The organism is Xanthomonas hyacinthi (assembly GCF_009769165.1).
Classification (GTDB): domain Bacteria; phylum Pseudomonadota; class Gammaproteobacteria; order Xanthomonadales; family Xanthomonadaceae; genus Xanthomonas_A; species Xanthomonas_A hyacinthi.
Map to the genome: position 1 here is coordinate 4,442,151 of NZ_CP043476.1, position 17,625 is coordinate 4,459,775.

General features: G+C 70.6%; 19 protein-coding genes. 12 read left to right on the forward strand and 7 right to left on the reverse strand.

Annotated elements, in window-relative coordinates; translation table 11 throughout:
- Window positions 1–11: 11 nt before the first annotated feature.
- The 7 genes from FZ025_RS19520 to FZ025_RS19550 all read right to left on the reverse strand — a co-directional run bounded on the left by FZ025_RS19520 (window position 12) and on the right by FZ025_RS19550 (window position 6,030).
- Complete coding sequence (locus FZ025_RS19520; RefSeq protein ID WP_046977794.1) at window positions 12–1,343, reverse strand: S8 family serine peptidase; 1,332 nt, start codon at window positions 1,341–1,343, stop codon at window positions 12–14.
- Window positions 1,340–1,984 (reverse strand): hypothetical protein, encoded by a 645-nt coding sequence (locus FZ025_RS19525; RefSeq protein WP_046977793.1) that lies wholly within the window; start codon window positions 1,982–1,984, stop codon window positions 1,340–1,342. Before FZ025_RS19525 ends, FZ025_RS19520 begins: the two co-directional genes overlap by 4 nt.
- Window positions 1,981–2,565: an RNA polymerase sigma factor gene (locus tag FZ025_RS19530; RefSeq protein ID WP_046977792.1), complete on the reverse strand. Its 585-nt coding sequence runs from the start codon at window positions 2,563–2,565 to the stop codon at window positions 1,981–1,983. Before FZ025_RS19530 ends, FZ025_RS19525 begins: the two co-directional genes overlap by 4 nt.
- A gap of 64 nt (window positions 2,566–2,629) precedes the next feature.
- Window positions 2,630–3,391: a TorF family putative porin gene (locus FZ025_RS19535; protein WP_244292407.1), complete on the reverse strand. Its 762-nt coding sequence runs from the start codon at window positions 3,389–3,391 to the stop codon at window positions 2,630–2,632.
- A gap of 280 nt (window positions 3,392–3,671) precedes the next feature.
- Window positions 3,672–4,070 (reverse strand): c-type cytochrome, encoded by a 399-nt coding sequence (locus tag FZ025_RS19540; protein WP_046977791.1) that lies wholly within the window; start codon window positions 4,068–4,070, stop codon window positions 3,672–3,674.
- A 29-nt stretch (window positions 4,071–4,099) separates the two neighbouring features.
- Window positions 4,100–5,461 carry a cytochrome C gene (locus FZ025_RS19545; RefSeq protein WP_104558560.1) on the reverse strand — a complete coding sequence of 454 codons (1,362 nt, stop codon included), beginning with the start codon at window positions 5,459–5,461 and terminating at the stop codon, window positions 4,100–4,102.
- 59 nt (window positions 5,462–5,520) lie between these two features.
- Window positions 5,521–6,030: a cytochrome b gene (locus tag FZ025_RS19550; RefSeq protein WP_046977801.1), complete on the reverse strand. Its 510-nt coding sequence runs from the start codon at window positions 6,028–6,030 to the stop codon at window positions 5,521–5,523.
- 348 nt (window positions 6,031–6,378) lie between these two features.
- Here FZ025_RS19550 and FZ025_RS19555 point away from each other — a divergent pair, with 348 nt between their 5' ends.
- From FZ025_RS19555 to FZ025_RS19610, 12 genes are all read left to right on the forward strand, one after another.
- Window positions 6,379–6,795, forward strand: a complete 417-nt coding sequence (locus FZ025_RS19555) for a sugar 3,4-ketoisomerase (protein ID WP_046977789.1) — start codon at window positions 6,379–6,381, stop codon at window positions 6,793–6,795.
- A gap of 4 nt (window positions 6,796–6,799) precedes the next feature.
- A complete protein-coding gene (locus tag FZ025_RS19560) occupies window positions 6,800–7,465 on the forward strand; it encodes an acetyltransferase (RefSeq protein WP_046977788.1) in 666 nt (221 codons plus the stop codon).
- Window positions 7,466–7,472: 7 nt separating this feature from the next.
- Complete coding sequence (locus tag FZ025_RS19565; protein ID WP_046977787.1) at window positions 7,473–8,432, forward strand: glycoside hydrolase family protein; 960 nt, start codon at window positions 7,473–7,475, stop codon at window positions 8,430–8,432.
- Window positions 8,419–9,354, forward strand: a complete 936-nt coding sequence (locus FZ025_RS19570; RefSeq protein WP_046977786.1) for a GNAT family N-acetyltransferase — start codon at window positions 8,419–8,421, stop codon at window positions 9,352–9,354. Before FZ025_RS19565 ends, FZ025_RS19570 begins: the two co-directional genes overlap by 14 nt.
- Window positions 9,351–10,466 carry a DegT/DnrJ/EryC1/StrS family aminotransferase gene (locus tag FZ025_RS19575; protein WP_046977785.1) on the forward strand — a complete coding sequence of 372 codons (1,116 nt, stop codon included), beginning with the start codon at window positions 9,351–9,353 and terminating at the stop codon, window positions 10,464–10,466. Before FZ025_RS19570 ends, FZ025_RS19575 begins: the two co-directional genes overlap by 4 nt.
- Entirely contained in the window at window positions 10,463–11,716 is a 1,254-nt protein-coding gene (locus tag FZ025_RS19580; protein ID WP_046977784.1) for an O-antigen translocase, read from the forward strand. Before FZ025_RS19575 ends, FZ025_RS19580 begins: the two co-directional genes overlap by 4 nt.
- A complete protein-coding gene (locus tag FZ025_RS19585; RefSeq protein ID WP_046977783.1) occupies window positions 11,716–12,657 on the forward strand; it encodes a glycosyltransferase family 2 protein in 942 nt (313 codons plus the stop codon). The genes FZ025_RS19580 and FZ025_RS19585 overlap by 1 nt, the downstream gene beginning before the upstream one ends.
- The gene (locus tag FZ025_RS19590) at window positions 12,654–13,835 is read left to right on the forward strand and encodes a hypothetical protein (protein ID WP_104558559.1); all 1,182 of its coding nucleotides are present in this window, start codon (window positions 12,654–12,656) and stop codon (window positions 13,833–13,835) included. Before FZ025_RS19585 ends, FZ025_RS19590 begins: the two co-directional genes overlap by 4 nt.
- Window positions 13,832–14,689 carry a Wzz/FepE/Etk N-terminal domain-containing protein gene (locus FZ025_RS19595; RefSeq protein WP_046981567.1) on the forward strand — a complete coding sequence of 286 codons (858 nt, stop codon included), beginning with the start codon at window positions 13,832–13,834 and terminating at the stop codon, window positions 14,687–14,689. Before FZ025_RS19590 ends, FZ025_RS19595 begins: the two co-directional genes overlap by 4 nt.
- Before the next feature lie 145 nt (window positions 14,690–14,834).
- The gene (locus FZ025_RS19600; RefSeq protein WP_046981570.1) at window positions 14,835–15,683 is read left to right on the forward strand and encodes a class I SAM-dependent methyltransferase; all 849 of its coding nucleotides are present in this window, start codon (window positions 14,835–14,837) and stop codon (window positions 15,681–15,683) included.
- 3 nt (window positions 15,684–15,686) lie between these two features.
- A complete protein-coding gene (locus tag FZ025_RS19605) occupies window positions 15,687–16,916 on the forward strand; it encodes an amidohydrolase family protein (protein WP_104558558.1) in 1,230 nt (409 codons plus the stop codon).
- Window positions 16,913–17,611 carry a class I SAM-dependent methyltransferase gene (locus FZ025_RS19610; protein WP_046981565.1) on the forward strand — a complete coding sequence of 233 codons (699 nt, stop codon included), beginning with the start codon at window positions 16,913–16,915 and terminating at the stop codon, window positions 17,609–17,611. The genes FZ025_RS19605 and FZ025_RS19610 overlap by 4 nt, the downstream gene beginning before the upstream one ends.
- Window positions 17,612–17,625: the final 14 nt, after the last annotated feature.

Genomic DNA, 17,625 nt, shown 5'->3' on the forward strand with positions numbered 1-17,625 from the left:
GGCCGCGACGCTCAGCGCGCCGTGGCGGCGGCGCGGGGCAGGGCCTGCACCGCGGCGGCGGCATCGACCTGCAGCAGGCCGTCGCGTTGCCGGCTGGTCCGCTGCAGCAGCGCGTGCACGCTGCGCGCGTCCAGCTGCGGCGCCAGCGCCAGCAGCAGCGCGACCACGCCGCTGACGTGGGCGGTGGCCATCGACGAGCCGGAGGTGAAGTCGTAGCCGCCGTTGGGCTGGGTGGTGAGGATGTCCTCGCCCGGCGCGCTGAGCACGCCCGGCGGCGACGGGGTCGCGCTACTGCTGCGCACCACGATCACTCCCGGGGTGGCGTCGGGAAAGCCGTCCAGGCGGCCGTCCGGCGGCATCGCCGCGACCACGATGCGGCCTTGCCGCAGCAACTGCTCGAGCAGCTTGCGCAGCAACGGATCGGCCGGGCCGCCCAGGCTCAGATTGATGATGCGCGTGCGGGTGTCGCCGATCGCGACCAGGGCCTTGGCCAGGGTGAAGGAATTGCAGCCGGCGCCGGCACCGGCGCGCTGCGGATACCAGCAGGCCTTGTACACGTCGAGCATGGCCTTGGGCGCCATGCCGACGATGCCGAGATGGTTGTTGCTGCCGGCGGCGATGATCCCGGCCACTTCGGTACCGTGGTGATCGCGATTGAACGCGGTGGGGTCGGCGCCGACCAGGTCGCGCACCTCGCGCAGCCGGCCCTGCAGGTCCGGGTGGGCGGTGTCCACGCCGGTATCGACGATGGCCACGCCCACGCCCTGGCCCTGGCTCAACAGCTGCGCGGTGGCCGCGTTGGTCGCCGCGAAGCCGCGTTGCATGTCCACGTAGGGATCGTTGTAGCGCAGCGGCTGCGCAGGCTTGGCCGGCGGCGCCGGGTCGGCGTAGGTGGCGAATTCCTGCAGCGGCTGCGACAGGGCGACGCGTTCGTCCTTGGCCAGGGCCGCGAGCAGCGCGTCGCGCTCCACGCCCGGCGCCGGCTCCAGCACCACGCAGTACACGCCCAGCGGCTTGATCGGCCAACCGGTCACCTGGCGCAGGCCGTAGCGCTGGGTCAGCGCGTCCAGCGTCGCCGCCGCCTGGGTGCCGGCACCGTAATACTTGGAAGAGGCGTAGCCGATCAGGTTGGAGCCGGCATGCCGGCCCGGCGCGGCCATCGGGTTGGCCACCGCGAGCACGATCTGGCGCTGGCTGTCCAAGGCCGGCGAGGCGTCCAGGGTCGGCGTCTTCGCAGGCGTCGCTGCGGGCACCACGGGCGCGTCGGCGGCACTGCGCCCGCCATGGGCGCAGGCGCCGAGGGCGAGGCAGGCGATGAGCAGGCAGGCGCGACGCAGGTTCATGGTGCGGAAATCGGCTCCGCCAGGCGGATGCCGGGCGTCGCACGCAGCTGTTGCACGCTGCGCTGCGGCTGTGCCGGCGAACCGGCTTGGACCGGCACCACGGTGTAGGCGCCGGCGCCGTTGGGGCCGCCGACCACGCGCAGTTGCAGCTTGCGCAGCACGGCGTCCCAGTCGGCCAGGGTCATGCGCGCGTCCGGCACCACGCGGATCGCGTCGCTCGCCAGCGGCTGCGCGGTCTCGCTGAGGGTGCGGTAGCCGGTGCCCTGGCCCTGGTCGTTGGCGGCCAGCCGGACCCCGAGCACGCCCAGCCCGACCGCCTGCACCAGCGCCGCGGCGACCAGCGCCCGCGTGGTCCAGCTGGAGCGCACGCGCGCCGGCAGGCGTTGCGGCTCGGGCGCGTCGAGGCGGCCGAGCAGGCGCTGCAGCCCGGCCTCGGCATCCACCGGCACGTCGCTGGGCAGCGACATCGCCATGCGCAGCCGGCTCTGCTGCGCGAACTCGGCGCTGCAGAAGCTGCACTTGGCCAGATGCGCGATCAGCCACTCGTGTTGTTCTTCCGTGGCGCTGGCCTGCAGCACCCACGGCATCAGTTCCCAGGCGTGCGAGCATTCGTTGCCCGGCTCGTTGAAGCCTGTCTTCATGACACGCTCTCCGTCAGAGGGGAAGCGCCGCCGGCCAATCCCGGCAGCACGTTGCGCAGCTTGACCCGGGCATGGAACAGCCGCGCCTTGATGGTGCCCACCGGGCACTGCATGATCGCCGCGACTTCTTCCAGCTTGTGGCCCAGGCCGTAGACCAGTTCGACCACCAGGCGCTGGTCGGCCGACAGCCGCTCCAGGCCCTTGCCCAGCCAGTCGCGCAGTTCGCGGTCCTCGTCCGGGTCGGTGGTGGCGAAGCGATCTTCGGCGCTCACCCCATCCTCGATCGCCGCGTCGCTGTGGTGGCGGATCGCCTTGAGCCCGCAGCGGTAGGCGATGCCCATGATCCAGGTGGAGACCTGCGAGTCGCCGCGGAAATCGCCGGCTTTCTGCCAGGCGATCCAGAAGCAGTCGTTGATCGCCTCCTCGATGATGTCCGGGCGCCGGGTCAGCCGCGACAGGAACCGGCACAGGCGCCCATGGTAGTTGCGGTACAGGGTGGCCAGCGCATCGCGATCGCCGCCGGCCATGCGCCGGAGCAGCATGCGGTCGGTGGCATCGCCGAGTGGATCGGTGTCGTTCATGGAGGGCAGGCTTGGCATCGGGCACCGGTATGTGCCGGGTCGGCACGGAAAGGTTGCGTGCGGATCAGAAGGCGCGCGACAGCGTGGCCACCCACGGCCAGATCCCGTTGCCGCGCCTGGCGTAGATGCTGCGCGCGTCGCTGAACACGCGGTCGACCTCCACGCTCCAGGCGCCGGCGTTCCACATCAGCCCGGCGTGGCCGTAGCGGTAGTGGTCCAGCCCGTACAGGGCCGATGGGGCCTGGCTGATGCCGATCCCGGCCGACAGCGACAGCTGCGCCGGCAGCGGCTGGTGGACGGTGAGGTCGGCGGCGCCGTACCAGCGCCCGCGGTAGCTGCCGGGCAGCTCGAACGCGGCCACCGACACGCTCAGCCGGTCCCGGTACGACCAGCCGATGCTGGCCTCGTCGCGGTTGAACAGGCGGTTGCTGCGGTTGCCGGGATAGCTGTAGCGCACCACCCCGATCTGCATCTGCCAGCTGTCGGACAGGGTCCAGCCGCGCGACAGTTCGACCGTGGCCAGCAGCACCCGGCCCGGCGCGTTCAAGGCCGAACTGGCCGACGCGCTCAGCGACCAGCCCGGCACGGGCAGCCAGTAGCCGGCGAGCTGCAGGGACGGGGTATCCGAGGTCACGGCGATGCCACGATCGACCAATTGCGAACTGAGCCCGACCGCGCCGCCGGCATGGGCGGCCAGCGCCGTGCCCGGCAGGCACAGCGCCGACGCCAGCGCCAGCGTGCCGCGCCGCAGGCGCAGGCGCCTGGACCTGGGGTGCGCGGCAGGCGGCGCGAGGTCAGCCGCGGCCACGCCGGTCAGCCGGCGCACGCATGGCGGCGGCGGCCGCTCGCAGCGGTCGCAGGCATGACGGTCGCGGACAAGGCGCCGGCGGCGGAAGGGCGGTTGTGCACGGGCGCTCGATGCTCGCTGGTCGGATCGCGGGGAACGCTCGGGGCCAGGCGGCGGCAATGCCAGACCGCTCGCCCCCCGGGCGGGTCGGCATTATCGGCATTGCCGGCTGGCTGCGGCACAGTCGACGCCGGGCGGCGGACACTCGGTTCAGTTTCGAATAGGACACGAGCGGGGACCGACTTCCATGCAGCGCACTTCAATGCAGGGAATGCAGATAGGCGATCAGGTCTTCCAGTTGCTTGCCGTCGTCGAGCCCGTCGTACTTCATGTTGGCGCCGGGCACGCCCTTGGACGCGGGCTGGGCCAGGTAGCTGCGCAACTTGTCGTCGCTCCAGGTCCACTGGGTCTTCTTCATCGCATCCGAGTAGCGGTAGTCCGGCACGCTACCGGCGCTGCGTCCGACCACGCCGAACAGGCTCGGGCCCTTCTTGTTCTTGCCCGGCGCCGCGCTATGGCATTCGGCGCATTCGGTGGCGAACACGCTGGCGCCGGGCAGGCCGCCGCCGGCCTGCGCGGCGGGCGCGAGCGCGGCGCCGAGCGGCAGCAGGCTGGCCATCAGGGTGCACCACAGGGGAAATGCATTGGCTGGTTTCATGACGATCCGTGCGTGGGGGAAAGGGATACTCAGAAGGCGAGGCTCAGCGCCAGCGAGAACTGGTTCAGGTCGTGCGGGCGGGTCACCGGCAGCGCGCCGAACACGTTGCCGGTGGTGCCGTTGAACTTGCTGAAACGGAACCAGGTGGCGGACAGGCGCAGGTTGGCGATCGAGGTGAACGAATCGTCCTTGCCGAACGGCGCCCAGGAGGCGCTGATCAGGTTGCTGGTGGTGTCCGGCGTGCCGTACGGGCTGTAGCGGAACGCGTCGTCCGAGCCGGTATTGATGAAGTGCGCCAGCAGCAGGCCGTAGCTTTGCTTGTAGGTGTAGCTGAGGTTGATCGACTGGTCGCGGATGCTGCCGCGGCGCAGCCCGGCCACGCTGGGATCGGCCGGGTCGATCAGCGCGCTGCCGTAGCGGCGGCGTTCGTAGATGTTGAGATAGCCGAGCTTGAGGATGTGCTCGCGGGTGCCGAGGAACTGGTAGTTCAGGTCGTAGCCCAGGTCGGTGAAGTCGTCGCGCGGGCCGCTGCTGCGCGGCAGCTGGCGGCGCGTGCTCAGCGCGACCACGCCGGCGGAGAAGAACTGCTTCTTCAGGTCCTTCATGTAGCTCAGGCGCAGGTAGCCGGTGTCGCTGAGCTTGCCCGGATCGCCGCCGACCGCGTAGCCGAGGTCGTCCTGGGTGGAGACCGGCAGCGCGTTGTAGGTGCCGATCTCGCCGTACCAGTTGCGGTCGTACACGCCGTAGACGCTGGTGCCGATCACCCGGTTGGACAGCGAGGACTGGTTGAGCAGCGTGGTGGAGCTGGCGTAGGCCGAGGCCGGACCCAGGCCGGAAGCATTGGGCAGCACCCCGATCGGGTCCTGGCTGCCCGGATTGTTGTTGACGCTCACCCCGAGCAGCGCGTCCTTGCCGCCGAGCTTGAAGGTCTTGGCGACGAAGCGCAGGTCCACGTTGTCCAGCTTGGTGGTGAACTTGTCCTTGCCGTTATTGGTGCTGGAGACCTTGATATAGCCGCCGACGTTGTCGCTGACCCGGCCGGCCAGGTACAGGTCGGCCTCGCTGAGCTGGTTGTTGGTCTTGCCGCGCACCGGCACGCTGCGGGTGCCGGTGAGCTGCGCCGAGGCCGGGATCTTGGTCCCGTTGCCGTCGCTGTCGGTGTAGCCGTTGAGCTTGAAGCGCATGCCGTACGGGGTCAGCGCCGGGCCGTAGGCGACGGGGTGGCAGTCCGCGCAGGAGGAGCCGGTCTGCCGCGCGAACGCCGGCACCGCCGCGGCGCGTGGGCTGATCAGCAGCAACAGCGAGCCGAGCGTGGACCACAGCAGGACCTGCTCGGCGCCACGCAGCGTGCCGGCGCGGAAGAAGGAAAGAGAAGACGGGGCGGTCTGCATGCGGGTGGTCCTTGAACGGGTCGGCGCGGCGGCGCACCAGGGAAGGGTGGAGGCGCGGCTCAGCCGCGGCGGAAGCGCAGCATTCGCCGCAGCGTGTCGTCGCGGCGCACGCAGTGGTGCCATAGCGCGGCACCGATATGCAGCAGGATCAGGCCGAGCAGCGCCCAGGCGGCATACACGTGCCAGGCGCCGAGTGTGTCGGCCAGATCCGGATCGGGCGCGACCAGCTCCGGCAGCGTGGCGGCGAACAGGTGCACCGGCTTGCCCATGGACTGGCTCAGCGCCCAGCCCAGCACCGGCAGGGTCAGCAGCAGCGCGTACATGACCACGTGGGTGAGCCCGGCCAGCGCCCGCAGCAGCGGCGAGGCGGCATCGGGGTCGTGGCGTTTGCGCAGGCGCAGGCGCAGCGCCACGCGCAGGAAGAACAGGCCGAGCACGAACAGGCCGAAATGCCGATGTCCCTCCAGCAGCCACTGGCGCACGGCGCGGCCTTCGACCTCTTCGCGCGCAAGGATCAGGCCGGCCGCCAGCACCAGGCACAGCACGGTGAGCCAGTGCAGGACCACCATCGGCCGCGGCAGCGCCGTGGCGGTGGAGGTGCGCGGCGGGTGCATGGACGCTTCGGAGGAAGGGGTGCCGTCGTCGGCCTGCGTGGAGGAAGTCATGGTGGCGTGCTGTGTCCAGGTGGTGGCGACGGAATGCGCGCTGCCGTTCGCGGCGTCGTGCTGTGCCACCAGCGGCAGCGCGGCGGCCGGCGCAGTGGTGGTCGCAGATGGGTGCCGGGCGCGCGGCAAAAGGTTGCGTCGACGTGGCGGCGGACGCCGGATCGGCGCTGTGTGCGGCGTGGCGCAACCTTTCCGCAGACCGGCGGCACTCAGCCTGGTAACTCCGCGTCGGAGTCCGTGTCGGGCACACTCATGGCAATCGAACGAATCCAGTTGCGTACGCACGGCGACGAGCGCGGTCTGCTCGTGGCCCTGGAGCAGCAACGCGACGTGCCCTTCGACATCCGTCGCGTTTATTACCTGTTCGCCACCAAGCACGGCGTGCACCGCGGCCAGCACGCGCACCGCCATCTGAATCAGTTGGCGGTGGCCCTGCATGGTTCTGTGTCGTTCCTGCTCGACGACGGCAGCGGACCGGTGCAGATGGTGCTTGACGATCCCTGCCAGGGCCTGCTGCTCGGCAGCATGGTGTGGCGCGACCTGTACGATTTCAGCGCCGACTGCGTGCTGATGGTGCTGGCCGACCAGGCCTACGATCCGGCCGACTACATCCTCGACTACGACGAGTTCCTGCGCGAAGCCGCAGGCGAACGCAGGCAGGAGGCGTAGGGCCATGGCGAAACCGCTGGTCATCATCGGTGCGGGCGAACTGGCGCAGATCGCCTGCGAGTACTTCAGCCACGACAGCGACTACGAGGTGCTGGCCTTCAGCGCCGAGCGCGCCTACATCGCCGCGCCGACGCTGGCCGAGCGGCCGGTGGTGGCGTACGAAGCGCTGGAGCGGCTGTACCCGCCGGCCGAGGTCGAGGCGTTCGTGGCGATTCCCGCCAGCGGCCTCAATCGCCTGCGCACGCGTTTCTTCCTCGACGCCAAGCGCCGCGGCTATCGCCTGGCCAGCTACGTCAGTTCGCGCGCCTTCGTCTGGCGCAACGCGCAGCTGGGCGAGAACTGCTTCGTGTTCGAAGGCAATGTGGTGCAGCCGTTCACCCGCATCGGCGACAACTGCATCCTGTGGAGCGGCAACCACATCGGCCACCGCACGGTGATCCACGACCACGTGTTCGTCGCCTCGCATGCGGTGATTTCCGGTTACTGCGAGATCGGCCAGGGCAGTTTCATCGGGGTCAATGCCACTTTCAGCGACGGGGTCAAGGTCGCCGCGGACAACGTGATCGGCGCCGGCGCGCTGGTCACCCGCGACACCGAGCCGGGCCGGGTCTACGTCGGTTCCCCGGCGCGGGCGGTGGCGGGCAAGTCCAGCTTCGACGTGACCCTCTGAGACGCCCATGTTCGACTGGAGCAAACGCGGCCTGGTGTTCGCGAGCGCACGCGACGGGGTCGGCGGCTGGATGCGGCATTCGGCGCTGACGCCGACGCCGCATCGCCTGGACGCCGAGCTGATCCGCGTCTACGCCGGTTTCCGCGACGGCGCCGGGGTCAGCCGCATCGGCTACGTCGACGTGCGTGGCGACGATCCGACCCGGGTGGTGCGGGTCAGCGCCGTGCCGGTGCTCGACATCGGCCGCGACGGCTGCTTCGACGACAACGGCATGATCCTCGGCGACGTGGTCGCCGCGCCGGATGGCCTGTACATGTTCTACGTGGGCTTCCAGCACGTGGCCAAGGCCAAGTTCCTGGCCTTCACCGGGTTGGCGGTGTCCACCGACGGCGGCGAAACGTTCCAGCGGCGCCAGGACACGCCGCTGCTGGACCGCGCCCCCGGGCGCAGCACCATCGCCGCGGTGCATTCGGCGCGCTACGAAAACGGCCGCTGGCGGCTGTGGTACGCGGTCGGCGACGACTGGGAGCGGATCGACGGCACCCCGTTTCCGCGTTACCACATCCGATACGCCGAGACCGGCGACCTGCAGGCGATCCCGCGCCAGGACACGCCGTGCCTGCAACCGCAGGGCAGCGAATACCGCATCGGCCGACCGCGCGTGTACCGCCACCAGGGTGGCTATCTGATGTACTTCACTCGCGGCAACCGCGATGGCGCGTATTTCCCCGGGGTGGCGCGCAGCGCCGACGGCCGCCACTGGCAGCGGTGCGACGCCGCCTTCGGCCTGGACCTTTCGCCCAGCGGCTGGGACGCGCGCACGCTGTGCTATCCGGCGCTGATCCGGCACCGCGACCGCCTGCTGATGTTCTACAACGGCAACGACATGGGCCGCGACGGTTTCGGCGTTGCGGTGGCGCCGCTTGCCGATCGCACGGGCGCGTGGAACGGCGATGTTTTCGGTTAGGCCCTACACCGCCGCCGATGCGCCCGCCTGGGACGCGCTGATCGCGCAGTCCAGGAACGGCAACCTGCTGCACCGGCGCGGCTACATGGACTACCACGCCGAGCGTTTCGTCGATGCCTCGCTGCTGGTCGAACGCGGCGGTGCGCCGGTAGCGGTGTTCCCGGCCAACATCGAGGACACGCGTGTGGTCAGCCATGCCGGACTCAGCTATGCCGGCTTGCTGTCCGCGCACGATCTGCGCGCGGCGGCGACGCTGGCGGTGTTCGAGCAGATCGCCGCGCACTACCGCGCCCGCGGCGTGCACGATCTGCTGTACAAGGCGGTGCCTCACCTGTTCCATGCGGCGCCGGCGGACGAGGATCTGTACGCGCTGCATCGGCTCGGTGCGCGGCTGCAACGCCGCGACCTGTCCTCGGCCATCGCCTTGCGCGAGCCCCTGCGCTTCGCCGCCGAACGGCGGCGCTCGATCGGCAAGGCGCGCAAGGCCGGCCTGCACGTGCAGCGCAGCAACGATCCGGCGCAGTTGCATGCGCTGCTGAGCGAGGTGCTGCAACGCCACGGCGCCACGCCCACCCACAGCCTGCAGGAACTGCGCCTGTTGTGCGGGCGCTTCCCGGAACAACTGGCGTTGTACGAAGTGCGCGACGGCGAGACGTTGCTGGCCGGCACGCTGCTGTACGACTTCGGCCGCGTGGTGCACACCCAGTACCTGGCCTGCTCCGAGCAGGGCCGGCGCGTGGACGCGCTGAGCCTGCTGCTGGCCGAGCTGATCGAAGAACGCTACGCGCAGCGCGACTACTTCAGCCTCGGCATTTCCACCGAGCAGCAGGGCCAGGTGCTCAACGACGGCCTGGTCACGCAGAAGGAGCGCTTCGGCGCGCGCGCGGTGGTCCACGATTTCTACGCCTGGGATCTGCGATGAGCGTGCCGTTCCTGGACCTGCGCGCGATCAACGCCCGCTACGCCGATGAGCTGAAGGCCGCCGCGGCGCGGGTGATCGATTCGGGCTGGTACGTGCTGGGCGAGGAGCTCGAAGCGTTCGAGCGCGAGTTCGCCGGCTATTGCGGCACCGGGCATGCGATCGGCGTGGGCAACGGCATGGACGCGCTGAGCCTGATCCTGCGCGGCTACCGCGAACTGGGCCGGCTGCGCGACGGCGACGAGGTGATCGTGCCGGGCAACACCTTCATCGCCAGTTTCCTGGCGATCAGCGAGAACCGGCTGCAGCCGGTGCCGGTGGAGCCGGACCCGCTCAGCTTCAATCTGGACCCGGCCAGCGTGGAGCGCGCGATCGGCCCGCGCACGCGGGCGATCATGGCCGTGCACCTGTACGGGCAACTGGCGGACATGGCCGCGCTGCAGGCGCTGGCGCGGCAGTACGGCCTGCTGTTGATCGAGGATGCCGCGCAAGCGCATGGCGCGCGCCTGCACGGGCGCCACGCCGGCAGTTTCGGCGACGCCGCCGGCTTCAGTTTCTTCCCCGGAAAAAATCTGGGTGCGCTCGGCGATGGCGGTGCGGTGGCGACCGACGACGCCGCGCTGGCCGCACAGATCCGGATGCTGCGCAACTACGGGTCGGACATCAAGTACCGGCACCTGGTGCAAGGCGTGAACTCGCGCCTGGACGAAATGCAGGCGGCGCTGCTGCGGGTCAAGCTGCACTACCTGGATGCCGACATCGCCCGGCGCCGCGATGTGGCGCGGCGCTACCGCGCAGGCATCGTGCATCCGCAGATCCAGCTGCCGCAGGTGGTCGACGAGGCGCGGCACGCCTGGCATCTGTTCGTGCTGCGCTGCGCCCGGCGCGAGGCGCTGCAACGCCATCTGCTGGCCAGCGGCATCCACTGCCTGGTGCACTATCCGCTGCCGCCGCACCGGCAGCCCGCCTATGCCGCACTGAGCGGACGCAGCCTGCCGCTGTGCGAGCAGTTGCACAATGAAGTGCTGAGCCTGCCGATCGGGCCGACCCTGGATGCGGCCGCGGTGGAGCGGGTGATCGAAGCCTGCCTGGCGTTCGAGGCCACCGAGGCATGAACGTGCTGCGCAGCGGCCTGTACAGCGGCGCGGCCACCGCGGCCAAGCTGCTGGCCGCGTTGCTGGTGCTGAAGCTGGTCGCGGTGTATGCCGGGCCGGCCGGCGTGGCCCGGCTCGGCCAGTTCACCAGCCTGATGTCGTTGCTGGCGGTACTGGCCGGCGGCGGCATCGGCGCGGGCATCGTCAAGTACGTGGCCGAGTACCGCGACGATGCGCAGAAACTGGCGCGGCTGCTCGGTGCGGCGCTGGGCTATGCATGCTGCGCGGCCTGCGTGATGGGGTTGGTCGCGCTGTTGTTCAGCCGCCAGATCGCGCAGCGCCTGCTCGGCGATCCGCACTACCAGAGCCTGATCTGCGTGCTGGCCGTGGCCCAGCTCGGCATCGCCCTGGTCAACTACATCCTGGCCGTGGTCAACGGCTTCATGGACGTGCGCCGGCTGGCCTTCATCCAGGTCGCCGGCTCGGTGCTCAGCGTGCTGGTGGTGCTGTGGCTGTCGCGCTGGCTGCAGCTGTACGGCGCACTGCTGGCGCTGGTCGCCGGACAGGTGCTGTGGCTGTGCGCCGGCCTGCCGGCGCTGCGGCGCAGCCCGTACTTTCGCCGCGACATGCTGCGCATCCGCTTCGATGCGGAAATGACCCGGCGCCTGGCCGCGTTCTCGGTGATGACGCTGACCTCGGCGCTGCTGCCGCTGCTGGTCAACATCGGCGTGCGCGACCATCTGGCCGCGACCTTCGGCTGGCAGCAGGTCGGCTACTGGCAGGCGGTGAGCAAGGTCTCCGAGGCCTATCTGCTGTTCTTCACCACGGCGATCAACGTCTACTACCTGCCGAAGCTGGCGGCGCTGCGCGACCGCGCCGGGCTGCTGCTGGAATTGCGCACCGCCTACCGCTACGTGTTGCCGGCGGTGATCGCATTGGCCGCGACGATCTATCTGTGCCGCGACTGGATCACGCGGCTGCTGTTCGCGAACGACTTCGCCGCCGCCGCGCCGCTGTACGCGCCGCAGCTGGTCGGCGACGTGATCAAGATCGCCGCGTTCGTGCTGTCCTACCTGATGCTGGCCAAGGCGATGACGCGGCTGTTCGTGGTGTCCGAATGCGTATTCGCCGCCAGCTACCTGGGGCTGGTCTATCTGTTCACCGCGCGCATGGGCCTGATCGGGGCGGCATACGCATTCGCGGTCAACTATGCGCTGTACCTGGCGTTCAACGTCGTGGTGGTGCGGCGCTATCTGCGAGGGTTGCGCTGATGGACGAACGCGAACTGCGCGGCGACATGCCGCTGGTGTCGGTGCTGGTGCCGGCGTTCAACCACGAACGCTTCGTGCAGCGCTGTCTGGACAGCGTGCTGGAGGATCCGTATCCGAACAAGGAGCTGGTGATCGTCGACGACGGCTCCAGCGACGCCACCGCCGCGCGCATCGCCGAGTGGATCGCCCTGCATGGACAGCGCATCCCGGTGCGGTTCTGGCCGCGCGAGAACCGCGGCATCGCCGCCACCTTGAACCACCTGGTGGCGATGGCCAGCGGCGAGTTCCTGCGCCTGGGCGCCAGCGACGACTACCTGCTGCCGGGCGGGTTGGCCGCGCAGGTCGCCTATCTGCGCGCCGCGCCGGGCAAGGCGGCGGTGATCGGCGATGCGGTGGTGGTCGATGCGGACGGGTGCCTGCTGCACCAGAGCAGCATGCGCGACCTGCACGGCGTGGACAAACGCCTGTACCTGAGCGACGCCGGCATCCGCCGCGCGGTGATCCGGCACTGGGCGGTGAGCGGGGCGGTGGCCCTGGTCCGGCGCAGTGCGCTGCAGGCGCGCGTGGCCTGGGACGAAGCGCTGCACATCGAGGACTGGGACTTCTTCCTGCGCCTGGTCGCGCGCGATGCGCTCGGCTTCATCGACGTCGGCGTCTGCGCCTACCGGCTGCACGGCGCCAACGCCAGCAGGACCCGGCACCTGCCCAGCCGCCTCGCAAACCTGGCCGAGTCGCGGCAGGTGGCGCTGCGCCGCGCGGCGCTGTTCGATGCGCCGTGCCGCACGCTGCTGCATGCGCAGGCGCACTACATCGCGGCCAAGATCGCGTTCCTGCGGCGGCAGCCGGCGGCGCTGGGCTGCCACCTGCTGGCGCATGCCTGGCTGTCGCTGCTGGCGCGGATCCAGCCAGCGGCGCCGGCGTCGCTGGCGGAGCGCGCATGAAACGCCTGCTGCGCCTGCCGTCGAGCTATTTCGGCCTGCCGCTGCTGTTCAGTTGCGCGCTGACCCTGCTCAGCTTCGATCTGCCGCCCGGCTATGCCGCCGGCATCGCCTTGCTGGCCGCTGCGGCCGCAACGACGCTGTTGCTGGATGCGCTGCACGGCATCCGCCTGCCGTCGCTGGCCGCGTTTCGCGCGCGCCGCTATGCCGGCACCCGCGAGGCCTTCGTCGCGCTGTGCCTGGCCGCGCTGGTCGGCGTGTTCTGCGTGCTGGACCTGGCGCTGTTCCCGATTCCGCTGTTCACCAATCCTTCCGCGTATGCCGACCTGACCCCGCTGCATTCGCACGTGCGGCACCTGTCCAACATGTGCTGGATCCTGCCGCCGATCGCGCTGCTGTGCGTGCGCGACAAGGCGCTGCGCACCGCCATGATCCTCGCCGGCTTCGTGTTCCCGGTGCTGGTGATCGACCGCAACCGCATCTTCGCCGCGTTGTTCAGCTTCGCGCTGCTCCTGCTGCTGCGCCGCGATCCGGCGCGGCCGCTGCCGTGGAAGGCCATCGTGGCGTTGCTGGTCGCCGGCGCCGCGGCGTTCTCGCTGCTGGGCACGCTGCGTTCGGGGTCGCTGGATTCGGTGACGCTGCCGTTCGGCGCGCTGTACCGCGCCGCGCCGCAAGGCATCAAGTGGCTGCTGCTGTACATTGGCGCCGGCCCGTACAACTTCGGCGCGATGCTGGCCAAGGACTACGTCAACGCCAGCTTCCTGGTCAACCAGCTGGTGCCGCTGAGCGGCTCGATCGCCACCGCCGGCACCGGCATTCCGCTGGATGCGCCGAACATCAACGTCGGCACCGAATTCTTCCCGTTCCTGTTGGCCGGCGGCGCCGGCGCCGCATTGGCCGCGATCCTGGCGCTGTACGCGGCGCTGCTGTGGAGCGTGCGCCTGCTCGGCAACAACGTGTCCCTGTTCAACCTGCTGGTGTTCCTGCGCATCGCCTATGCCTGCCTGATGTCGCCGTTCGCGCCGCAGGCCTTCACCTGGACCAACGCCGGCTTCATCGCGCTGTGCCTGGTCCTGCACGCCTGCAGCGCGCTGTTGCCGAACCGCCGCGAGCCGGCGGGCAGGGCGGGGCAGGCGCTGCCGCTGCCGCCATCCTCTTCCCCGAGACCCACACTGCCATGAAAGAAGACGAAATCTACCTGATCGACCTGTGGCGGATCCTGCGGCGCGAGTGGAGATGGTGCGTGCTGCCGCTGCTCGCCGCGCTGGCGCTGGCGTTCGCCTTCCTGCATGTCGCCACGCGCCAGTGGCAGGCCACCGCGTGGGTGCAGGTCGGCGAATTCGGCCCGACCCCGTCCGGGCGCGATCCCAAGCTGGAGCCGTTCCAGCGCGTGATCGAGCGGATCAAGACCCGGCTGTTCCAGGACCAGGTGCTGCGCAGCCTGGGCCTGCCGTTGAACGGTCGCCAGGCCGCGCTATACCGCAGCAGCCTCAAACTGGACCCGGATCCGTACGCCAACCTGATCCAGCTGAGCGTGCGCGCCGATTCGGCGCAGCAGGCGCGCGCCCTGGCCGCGGCGACCACGGCGCAGCTGCAGGCGCTGCATCGGCGCATCCAGGCCGTGCCGATGCAGCAGGCGTGCGAACGCCTGCAGGACATCGGCAGCGAACTCGCCGCGACCCAGGCCGAGCGCGCGCGCCTGCTGCAACAGCAGGGCGAAGGCAAGGGCAGCGTCGAGCAGCAATTGCTCGGCAACATGCTGCTGTCGGAAAAGAACGCGACCATCCGCGGGCTGAAGTCCGAGCGCGACGATCTGCTCGCCCGGCTCGGCGCGCGCTACACCTACGACACCTCCGCACCGTGGGCGGCGTACGTGCCCGAACGTCCCGCGTTTCCCAATCCGGTGCTGGTGCTGGCGGTGGCGCTGATGCTGGGCGGCGGTCTCGGCGTGTTCGCCGCGATCGTACGCAGCGCGCTGCGGCGTCGGCAAGCCACACGCATGCCGCAGCCTCAGCCGGCCGGCAGCGGCGCATAAGCGCCAATACGCACGACGCCGCTCACGGCGATTCAACCAAACCGCCCGCCACCCGCACTCACTGGCATACCGTGCGATCCGCGCTTGCGGCCGGCACGGCAATTCCCGACGACGACGGCAGGCGAGTGGAGAGTGGAGAGTGGATGTGACTGCGAATGGCAAGCCCGGCGCCGCTGCGCGCGCGGCGACGATCGATCCGGCGCTGCTGCTGGAGACCCAGCGCGCCTTCGATAGCGTCGCCGCCGACTACGACGGCCCGCGCGGCAACAACGAGCTGATCCAGCGCATGCGCACCACCCTGTGGGACACGGTGGCGGTGCAGGTGCCGGTCGGCGCGCGGCTGATCGACCTGGGCTGCGGCACCGGCCTGGACGCCCACGAGTTCGCGCAGCGCGGCTATCGGGTGCTGGCCACCGACTGGTCGCCGCAGATGGTGGCGCGCACCCGGCAGCGGGCGCAGGACCCGGCGCTGCAGGGGCGGCTCAGCGCGGCGCACGTCGGCATCCAGCAACTGGATCGCATCGACGGCGAGTTCGACGGCATGTATTCCAACTTCGGCCCGCTGAACTGCGCGCCGGACCTGCCCGCGGTCGCCGCCGAATGCGCGCGCCTGCTGCGCCGCGACGGGCGCCTGGTGTTTTCGGTGATCGGGCGCCTGTGCCCGTGGGAAGTGGGCCACTACGCGCTGCGCGGACGCTTGCGCCGCGCCGCGGTGCGCGGCGCGCGCGGGGTCACCGCGGTGGGCATGAACGGGCACACGATCTGGACCTGGTACTACCTGCCGCGCGAGTTCTACCGCGCCTTCTCCGCGCATTTCGAACTGGAATCCTATCGCGCGCTCAGCCTGTGCCTGCCGCCGCCATATCTGGTGGAGCACTACCGCCGCCACCCGCGCTGGGGCGAGCGCCTGGGCCGGCTGGACGATCGCATCGGCGGCTGGCCGCTGCTGCGCGACATGGGCGATCACTTCCTGATCGTGATGCGCAAGCGCTGACCGATGCGCACGCCTTCCGCTGCCGTCGAAACGTCTCTGTACGGCGCGCGCATCGCCACCCCGGCGGGCGCGCTGCGCGCGCCATTGGCGTTGCGCGGCGCATGCATCGCCGCCGCGCCGGCCACTGCGGCGTACCCGGTCGCGCTGCACGGGCACCTGGTGTTTCCGGGGCTGATCAATGCGCACGAGCACCTGCAGGTCAATGCGGTGCCGCCGCTGCCGCAGACCGCGCCGTTCGCCAACAGCTATGCCTGGATCGAGGCGTTCGCCGCGCATTTCCGCGACCCCGCCGTCGTCGCCGCGTTGCAACTGCCCAAAGCGCTGCGCCTGCGCCACGGCGCGCTGAAGAACCTGCTCGCCGGCGTCACCTGCGTCGCCCAGCACGATCCGTGGCACGCCGAACTGGACGCGGCGGACTTCCCGGTCGCGCTGCTGCGCGAGTTCGGCTGGAGCTACGCCTTGCACGGTCCCGACTACGGCCCGCCGCTGGCGCAGAGCTTCGCCGCGACCGCCGCCGACCGCCCGTGGATGATCCACCTGGCCGAGGGCACCGATGCGCTCGCCGCCGGCGAACTGGCCGAACTGGACCGGCGCGGTTGCCTGGCCGGCAACAGCGTGCTGATCCACGGCGTGGGCCTGAGCGCGGCCGATATCGAGCGCGTGCTCGCCTGCGGCGCCGCCGTGGTGTGGTGCCCGTCGAGCAACCTGACGCTGCTGGGGCGCACGCTGGACCCGCGCCGGCTGTACGCCGGCGGGCGCCTGGCGCTGGGCAGCGATTCGCGCCTGAGCGGCGCGCGCGACCTGCTCGAGGAATTGCAGGTGGCCGCCGACAACGGACTGGATGCCGGGCAGGCGCTGGCACTGGCGACCACCGCCGCGGCGCGCATCCTGCGCCTGCCCGGACGCGGCAGTCTCGCTGTCGGCAGCGCCGCGGATCTGCTGCTCGTCGGCGACCGCGGCGGCGATCCGGCGCATAGCCTGGTCGGGCTGGCGCGCAGCGCACTGCGCGCGGTGGTGCGCGACGGACGCCCGCGCATTGCCGATCCCGATTTCGCCGACTGGTTCGAGGCCACCGGCGTGGCGGCGGTGCCGGTAACGCTGGACGGCGTGCCGAAGCTGCTGGCCGCGGAACTGGCCGACCCGGCGTTGCTCGCGCTCGAACCTGGGCTGGAGCTGCAAGGCGATGCGCTTCGCACGACCGAGCCGTCCGCCCTGCAGGTACGCCGCGCATGAGCGCCGTGCCGATCCTGGACCCGTTCGAGGCGTATGCGCTGTGGGCGGCGAGCTATCCGGCGCACGCGCACAACCCGGTGATGCAGGCCGAGCAGCGCGCCATGCTGGCGCTGCTGCCGCCCGCGCTGCACGGCCAGCGCGTGCTCGATGCCGGCTGCGGCAGCGGACGCTATCTGCTGCATGCGCTGGAGCGCCACGCCGCGCACGCCACCGGCGTGGACCTGTCGCCGCAGATGCTCAGCCGCGCCGCGCGCGAACTGGATGCGGCCGGCGCCGGCAATCGCTACACGTTGTGCGAAGGCAGCCTGGATGCACTGCCGGTGGCCGATGCCAGCGCCGACCTGAGCATCTGTGCCCTGGTCGTCGGGCATCTGCCGCAGTTGCTGCCGGCGCTGGCCGAACTGCGCCGCGCCACCCGCCCGGGCGGCAGCCTGCTGTGCAGCGACGTGCACCCGATCGGCCACGCGCTGGGCTGGAAGCGCGATTTCAAGGCGGACGGCCAGCGCTACGCGGTGCGCCATACCCAGCACCTCTACAGCCACTGGCATGCGGCCTGCGCCGCGCTCGGGCTGGCGATCGAAGCGGTGCACGAACCGATGCTCGATCCTGCCGACATTCCCGCCGGCGCGCACTTCGATCCTGCCGCGCTGCAGGTTCCGGTGGCGCTGGTGTTGCGGCTGCGGCGCCTGCCGTGAACCTTGCCTTGCGA